The organism is Dyadobacter sp. CY312 (assembly GCF_021390535.1).
Classification (GTDB): Bacteria; Bacteroidota; Bacteroidia; order Cytophagales; family Spirosomataceae; genus Dyadobacter.
This window is the reverse complement of sequence record NZ_JAJUXG010000048.1, coordinates 1-8,163: the sequence shown is the minus strand read 5'-3', so window position 1 is coordinate 8,163 and position 8,163 is coordinate 1. Positions and strand designations below refer to the sequence as shown.

Genomic DNA, 8,163 nt, shown 5'->3' with positions numbered 1-8,163 from the left:
AGCTCCGACGGACCCGAATTGCTGAGATGTATTTCGCAGGTTGAGAATGGTAAAAACTTTATCAGCAATGAAGTAATGGAGGTTTTACTTCCAAAATGGCTGCCGACAAATCACCTCAGGAAACACAAGGTCAAAAGCCTCACCAGCAATGAATATGAAATAGCAAGGTCTCTTGCCAATGGCGACCGCATTACGAGTATAGCCAATCACAGGAACCGGAAAGTCTCGACGATCAGCACGATTAAAAAGAACATATTCAAGAAGCTGAATATAGATCACATCAAAGATCTGGTTCAGGCGCTGGACAGGGTTTCGGAAAACCAGAGCGAAGTTTAATGAAGCAGCTGCGCGCTTGTCTGAGCACGCATGGTATCCTCATAAATCCGCTATCGTTTTAGGCTGGATTATTTATTAAAAACAACCCAATTGTATTGTCGTATATATACTATCGTTACAAGATTATTTGAATCGTTTTATTGACACTTTCATCACACTAACTTAAAAATCAGGTATTAGTCATGTCTAAGATTTTATTGATTGACAACTATCCAATAGCTCTGGAAGGTTTACGCCATTTTCTCGGAGCGAAGTTCGGGCAAGCATCTCTTTTTGGAAGCACGAGCATTCACAGCGCCCGTTCAAAACAAGATTTTCCAACACCTGACCTGATCATTCTGGGTGTAAATGAATGCGTGGTGCAGGAAAATTTGCGCATTGTGAAGTTCTGCCTGGCTTCGTATCCGTCCGTCCCCCTGGTCATATACGATCAGCATGTGGATTCAGGGAAGTTTTTAGCGTATCTAAAATTGGGAGTGAAAGGCTGCATCCTGAAAGAAAACCCTTCCGGCGAAATTGCCTCCTGCATTGAGAAAGTATTGGGAGGGAAGATCTATCTGGCACCTGCTGTGCTGGAAATCCTGATAAGCAACACGCTGCTAACGCCCAGATTTCCGGAATCACAAAAGGACAGACGGCTTAGTCCGCGTGAAAACCAGGTGGCGTCATACCTTACCCAGGGAAACGGAACCAAATGGATTTCTGAAAAGCTGAATATCAAGCCTTCGACTGTCAGCACCATGAAAAGAAATGTTTTTTTAAAAATGAAGGTAAGTAATGTGATCCAACTTCAGGAAGTGTTCAAATCAGAAGCTTAGACGCTGCTGCTACTCTCTACTTAAAGCCTGTGGTTTTCCTGATCACTTGTGGGCAAAATTCTTATTTCCTCTTCAATGTGAGGGTTTCAATACAATCAATAATTTAATTTATGAAAATCAATACCAAAGATATAAATGCGCCAAAATCGCTGCGTTGGCGTGCAGCATGGATGATGAATGTGAAGTTTGCAGTTTTACTGCTTATGTTGTTTCAAATCCCAAGCACGGTTAATTCCCAGTGTCTTACTCCCATAGACACTGCTTATGCAATTATGACCCCGGCAAACTGCGCACCGGTTGGGTCACTTGTTGTCAAATCCAGTGCAGAGTCGGAACCAACAGCCGAATATAAGATTATCGCCGGACCGCCTTCTGGCATTTATTCAATGGATCCTCAGAGCTCCAACAGTTTTTTGAACTTGCCTTCGGGAGACTATTGGATCGAAATTAATTGTAGTGGTCAATATTATTATTTGAATACCACAGTTGGGGGCGAACCTACCCCTCCCGTGATTGGTGTGACTCAGAAGTGCGGAGGTGGAGGGGGAAATAACCGGATCATGGCGGCACCAACAGGATTGGTTGTCTTTGAATTCGCAGGGTATGGTCCCTTTAAGTTGGAAATGAAAATGACGACGGATAGTACATTCATTACCATCGGGAACGCTGTTCCCGATAAGTATACAGTTGATTCTCTGGAAGCAGAAACAGCTTACAATGTAAAGGTCACTGACCAGTGTGGCAATATTTCTGAAATCCAGATATTTGTAAGGGCGCCGGAAGCAGGCCAGGTAACCAATACACAACAGCCTTGCCAGGGTCAGAATTACACACTGAGTGCAGAAGACGTAGTAGGTGCAAGTTATTCATGGACAAGAGATGGCGTAGAGATTTCAACTTCAAAAGATCTCGTATTTCCATCATATTCTTCGGCTGATGATGGCAAGTACACCTGTGTGATCACCTGGAATGGCTGTATTTTTAAAGTTGCCACTGTAAATCTCAACAGTGAAATCTGTGGTGAACCTATATACAATTCGGGAATCGGCAACTTTGTCTGGATGGACAGTAATATGAATGGCTTGCAGGATGACGCGGAAACAGGTGTGTCGGGAGTGCAGGTGATCTTATATGCAGGAGATGGCGTAACCCCGCTTGATACCACCACCACAGACGCTGCTGGCCGATACTACTTTGGAAATCTTTTGGAAGGAGATTACATTATTGGATTCAGTAATTTACCTTCAGGATATAGCTTCACCACCTCTGCCGGAAGTGCCAGTGATGCTGGAAACAGCGATGCAGATACCAACGGAAAAACGGGCGTGATAACCCTGGCTAACAATGAATTTAATCTGAACATTGATGCTGGTATAAAAGGCGCTCTGCCTGTTACCCTGATTAGCTTCACTGCAAAAAAGGTAGAAACAACCGTTGTGCTCACATGGGCAACTTCAATGGAAAGTAACAGCGACCGCTTTGAGATTGAAAACAGTTTTGATGGAAAATCATGGCAAAAGATCGGGACCGTTTTTGCCTCAAAGGAAAGCAGTTCGGTAAAAAACTATCACTATACACACACAAACCCCACACCCGGCGATGCTTTGTACAGATTGCGCATGATTGATGCTGATACGCGTTTTACGTTCAGCCGCATTCAGCACGTGAGGACCGGAAATTCAGATGATCATGCGGTTTTGTTTCCCAATCCTGCTTCCGAGAAACTGTTCCTGAATCCTGATTTGATTGCCTCCGTGAGCGAAGTATCGCTCACGGATCTTACGGGCCGGGTTTTATACCAGGCAGGCGCTTTCCCTGTGGAAGGAATTGATGTAGACAAACTTTCGGCAGGTATCTATGTCGTGCGGACTAAACTAAGAAATGGAGTTGAAAAAAGTTCACGGGTATTGGTTGTGAAGCAATAAAGACAGACAGTTTAACTCTTTCCCAATACTCAACATGAGGCTTCGGTAGTATCCAAAAATGCGCGCGGAAGGACCGTCTGCACTTTTTAATATAACTGATCATACCATGTTTGACACATCCTGATAAAGCTAATTTCATCACTGAATTGCTTCGTCGCTTATAATATGAGAGTGGGTTTTGTAACATTCTCTTAGTCATAGAGAAGTCAGAAGGACTCTTCCTCTCATCTAAAACTAATAATTTAACAAAATCATGAAAATGAAAAATTTACAAGTCAGGTCAAAAAAATGGCAAATTATGGATAGCAGGCGGACTTATTATTATTCGTTGCTGTTTCTATTATTGTCTTTTTCTAATGCAATTTCACAGACTACTTTGGAAATGGGACCACAGGGCTCCTCTTTAACTGCCGAGGGACCGAGTGTATCAAATGTAAATGTCATTTTGCAAAAGAATACAGGTACAACTACTACTTATACAGACTTTACACCGCTAACAACGGTAACTTATTCTATTTCCAATCAGCAGTTTGGACCCGGAATGCCGGTTGGAACCTTAGAAGGGCTGCCAACCGATTATGGGGTGAGTTTTGGTTCAGCTATTTCCGAGACTCAAAACTCTCCCATACCTCCGGACTGGGTTTACAGATTGATGGATTATGTTGGCAGTTCCACAAATTCAATGTTTACGGCATGTGCCACCTGCACTCCTGGCAGCGGAATAAGGGTTAATTCGAACAGAGGCGTCGATATAACTTTATTCTCGGATGCTTTAATACAGTCCTCTGCTGCAAATTCAGGTTATGGACATAATCTCTATCCTATCGACGGCAGGATATACTATGGCGATATTACATTGACATTTAATCGGCCTGTTTCTAATCCCGTTATACATTTGGCTGGTTTAGGAGGAGATAGTTGGTGGGATGTAGGCGGCAACCCGAATTATCTTTTGGGTTTTTCTACGGAATTTGATTTGGTAGGCACTCAGTATGGGTTATCAAAATTGTCGGGAAGTGATTATTTCTCAGTAACGGGCAATACTATTCATAATTCTGCGGGAAATTATGGGCGTAGTACTCAGGGAACCACTTACTATGGTATTACGCAGTACGCGGCATCAGGCAGTGTGGCCGTTACAGGTGAGGGTATTACCAACATTACTTTTAAGATGTATTTGAAAGGTGATGGTGGTGAAGTAAGAAGTAGCAGCGGAAATGCAACAGCACCAGTAGGGGCATACACACCATTGTGGTCAAGGAACGAAGAAATATCTGGGGATACATACGTTATGAGCGTTTCGCTGGATTCTCCCATTTTGATTTCAGGCACTGTATTCGATGATGCCAACGGCAATACTCTTATCGATGGAGCGGATGCGAGCTTATCAATTCCGGCAAACATGTATGTTTACCTGGTCAACGATGCCGGCGTAATAATTGATGCTGTAAACCTGGGTACCGGTAACACGTATTCCTTTCCTGCTTTGCAAAATTCGAATTATACCATTGAGTTATCTACGGTCAACTATCCACTGGGTACCGACACCAATACTACACCCATTGATAATACACTTCCAACCAACTGGATAACAACAGGTGAAAATGGAGCGGGGAACACTGGTGCCGGAGATGGTTCGCCAGATGGAGTACTGGCGGTTTCGACGGGCTCTATCAATGTAACCCAACAAAACTTTGGGATTGAAGAAAAACCTGTGGTATATGAAGCAGTGGATACTGATCGCCCAAACCCCGGAGGAGCTGCCACAAGTCCTGTTACATCTACACTGTTTACAGGTGACGACCATGAAGATGGAGCTTACCCAACAAACCTGACCGGCAGAGAGGTTACACTGTCTCCGGCTACCAGCGGCACTTTGTACTACGATGGTAATCCGGTAAATAGTCCTCTTGCAATTACCAACTTTGATCCAACTAAGGTAAGTATTGACCCTGACGCTTCAGGATCGACAACGGGATTAACAGGTGTTTCTCCGGATCCTATATTCACCTACACCGTAAAGGATGAGGCAGGGGTAGAATCAGATCCTGAAACGATCCGTGTACCATTTACAACTTCCTTACCTGTTAAACTTATGTCGTTTACGGCCACCAAAATAGAAACCAGCACTGATTTGAGGTGGACTACTACCGAAGAAAGTAACAGCAACAGATTTGAAGTACAGCATAGTGCTGATGCTACGAATTGGAATGTTGCGGGTATGGTGACGGCTTCAGGAGAAAGCAAGGCAGCTAAAAAATATATATTCAAACACAGCACACCTGTGGATGGCTTAAACTATTATCGTTTGAAAATGATCGACAACGATGAAACCTTTGCCTATAGCCACATACAGAGTGTGTCGTTTGGGGAAAGTAGCTCCATTATAATACTTTATCCGAACCCGACATCCGATGTTGTGAAGATAAAGGATTTGGAGACGAAAAAGGTAAATGGGGTTACGATGGTTGATATGAATGGAAAAACCGTTTATCAGTCAAGCGCTGTTTCACCGGACGGGATCAATGTCAAGGCGTTTTCTGCGGGTATTTACCTGATAAAAATTAGCCATTCGGATGGTAAAATAAGTACACACAAAATTGTTGTAAGCAGATAAAACCCATTGACAACAAAAGATACGAACCTTCCGGCCTGAAAAGGTCTGAAGGTTCGTTTTATGAAAATACTTTGCCATTTGTAAGTTGAAAATCCGTACTATTCACACATCATCACGCACACAATGTTCGAGATATTCAAAAGACTAAGGATCCGCGATTGGGAAATTCAACTATTGAAAAACGTGCTGAAACAGTTGCCTGCTGAGTTCGGATTTCTCCAGGAACAAATTGACGTAGGCTTGCTTATCGGAATCAGGAATGATCCCAATGTGAGGTACCGGCGAAGATTTTTGTATGAAACAAAAATCTTTGAGAGGTTAAAAATCGAAAAGAGCAGCACTTACACAATTACGGGCATCAGGGTTTATGATAAAAAGTCCAGAGCGCAATTGCTGTATTCGATTTATATATCAAAAGGGATCATTGATGGTTATTCCATTAGAGGTGCCGCAAAATTCACAATCGATGTGGGTAAAACGGATGTCTCCTGGTTTATGAAATTATTTCCGGGAATGGAAAAACATATAAGTGCAACGCACAGACGCAGAAGCGGTTCAATATAGGCTAATGTACATTACAGTGGAATCAAACGAGTAGCAGATGAAGTCATAACAAATTGTAAAAGCAACAATAACGTATATTAATAACCGTTCGTATTTTTGCTTTTTACGTTAAGAATTAATTCGTGGTCGTTTTTTTGGATTTTACCACCAGAAAGCATCAGAACCTGGGTTCTCAGCAAATGAGATCCCGGCATATATCAACGTTTGTAGCTGAACACGGACTTGTAGTTGAAAATTACTTGTGTGAAATTCGATCATTCATCCCGCCAATCAGGTACATAAGCCGAGGTACTATAATACCTCCACTGCGGCCAAAAAATACGTTGAACGGATGATTGCCGGATTTGAATCATGCTGCCAATTTTGTAAACAGATATCTATACGACCAATGCAGTACGAATGCTCAGGTAGATAGAGTTTTAAGATTATTTAATATCATGCGCTTCATTTATTGTGGTACTAATTTTATGTTTATCCCGATTTTATCAATGTGTTCTCTGTTAAAGCCAATGTAATTTATAAGTAGTGCGTCTGTATTGATAGTAATACATACTTAGAAAAAGTATGCATTATCCCGCCCTCTGCCTGATTATCATTATTTCTTAATTCTCAATCAATTTTCTCAGTAATCCTGAAATTCAAAACCATGACCTATTTTACCAATGTACCTGGACAGCCAGGTATTAGTACGAGCAATATGTTAAAAACAACAGTTGCGTTGCAGATCTTATCGGCTATCAAGCGATGTACGATTACTTCATTAGTTGTCGTCTTTCTATTGTTATCTGCAAAAGTCGCCAATGCGCAAACCTGCGGAAGTATCACCTTGGATGATATTACTACTACGCCTGCAACTTGCCCGGGTAATGGTTCTATTACGGCACCTACTTTGGCTACCACAACAATTTACCAGCTGTCCGGAGGTGGAATAGCTGGCGAAATCCAGCAGAATTCTCCTGTGTTTGGCAGCTTGGCCGAGGGAGACTATACGCTCACCCTTCTATGCACAGGTGAGCCGGCCAAGTCTATTCCGGTAACTGTCGCTGATGCTCATTCTCCATTAGGCATGAGCCTTACGGGAGAAATGGCTTGCGCAGGCACGGGTACAATTAACGCTGCTGCCACCGGTGGATATAATAACGGCGGGACGGGTGCTAATTACCAGTATGCTATGTGGCCGGAAGCAGATGGAGGGGCTAATCGTACAGATACAGGTTTACCTTATAGCTCTGCATCAAGTTTTGGTGGCGGGTCACTGACAGAGGGGAAATATTTCGTGCGTGTAAAAGACAATTGCGGAAACATTTTCACGCAGAGTATTATACTCAAGCCATCAAAACCAACTGGAAAGGTTTCATTGGGTGTTCCAGCAATTACTTGTATGGGAGGTGGCTTCACTTATGAATTTCCGAATGCAAAACTCGTAGATGGAGCCGGTGCGCCTATTACTGATTTTAGCTCCGACTACTACACATACCGGGTCGAGCAGGTTTCTGCTGGTGCCTGTAATACTGCTTCCGTGATTTCCACCCTTGTCCCGGATACCGATATTACCTCCGCGACAACGCTGAGTTCGGCATCTATATCAGGTATTGTCCCGGGTAAATCTTACCGGGTTGTGATTACCTCGCCATGTGGAAGTGAGGAGCAGGTTTCATGCTTTGTAGCGTCAGAGCTAAACTTGGAGGTAAAACCCAGTCGTTTGTGTGCAGCTGGCGACTCCCTAAGGGCGACGGTTAACCTTTATCCTTCGGCGTCATACGAGATGACCTACCCGATAACTATAGAAATAAGTAGTACAGGGATAACGCCTGAGGTTATAACTGTGACTAATTGGAGTCAATTGGCTGCAATTCAAAGGAATTATTCTGAGAGCGCTTTCCCAATAACAATAACTGCGACA

General features: G+C 43.1%; 6 protein-coding genes. All 6 read left to right on the top strand.

Going from position 1 to position 8,163, the window contains the following annotated elements; genetic code table 11:
* Positions 1 to 336, top strand: a 336-nt coding sequence (locus tag LZG71_RS30285; protein ID WP_233827018.1) for a LuxR C-terminal-related transcriptional regulator, incomplete at its 5' end; no start/stop codon positions are given.
* A gap of 182 nt (positions 337 to 518) precedes the next feature.
* Positions 519 to 1,154, top strand: coding sequence for a response regulator transcription factor (locus LZG71_RS30280; protein ID WP_233827016.1), 636 nt, complete (start codon positions 519 to 521; stop codon positions 1,152 to 1,154).
* A gap of 110 nt (positions 1,155 to 1,264) precedes the next feature.
* Positions 1,265 to 3,079, top strand: coding sequence for an SdrD B-like domain-containing protein (locus LZG71_RS30275; RefSeq protein WP_233827014.1), 1,815 nt, complete (start codon positions 1,265 to 1,267; stop codon positions 3,077 to 3,079).
* A gap of 259 nt (positions 3,080 to 3,338) precedes the next feature.
* Positions 3,339 to 5,696 carry a T9SS type A sorting domain-containing protein gene (locus LZG71_RS30270; protein WP_233827012.1) on the top strand — a complete coding sequence of 786 codons (2,358 nt, stop codon included), beginning with the start codon at positions 3,339 to 3,341 and terminating at the stop codon, positions 5,694 to 5,696.
* 123 nt (positions 5,697 to 5,819) lie between these two features.
* Positions 5,820 to 6,260, top strand: a complete 441-nt coding sequence (locus LZG71_RS30265; protein WP_233827010.1) for a hypothetical protein — start codon at positions 5,820 to 5,822, stop codon at positions 6,258 to 6,260.
* A 646-nt stretch (positions 6,261 to 6,906) separates the two neighbouring features.
* Positions 6,907 to 8,163, top strand: a 1,257-nt coding sequence (locus LZG71_RS30260; RefSeq protein WP_233827008.1) for a hypothetical protein, incomplete at its 3' end; no start/stop codon positions are given.

Coding starts and splice junctions, on each gene's coding strand:
- LZG71_RS30275 (WP_233827014.1), top strand. CDS start 1,265: ATGAAAATCAATACCAAAGATATAAATGCGCCAAAATCGCTGCGTTGG.
- LZG71_RS30265 (WP_233827010.1), top strand. CDS start 5,820: ATGTTCGAGATATTCAAAAGACTAAGGATCCGCGATTGGGAAATTCAA.
- LZG71_RS30280 (WP_233827016.1), top strand. CDS start 519: ATGTCTAAGATTTTATTGATTGACAACTATCCAATAGCTCTGGAAGGT.
- LZG71_RS30270 (WP_233827012.1), top strand. CDS start 3,339: ATGAAAAATTTACAAGTCAGGTCAAAAAAATGGCAAATTATGGATAGC.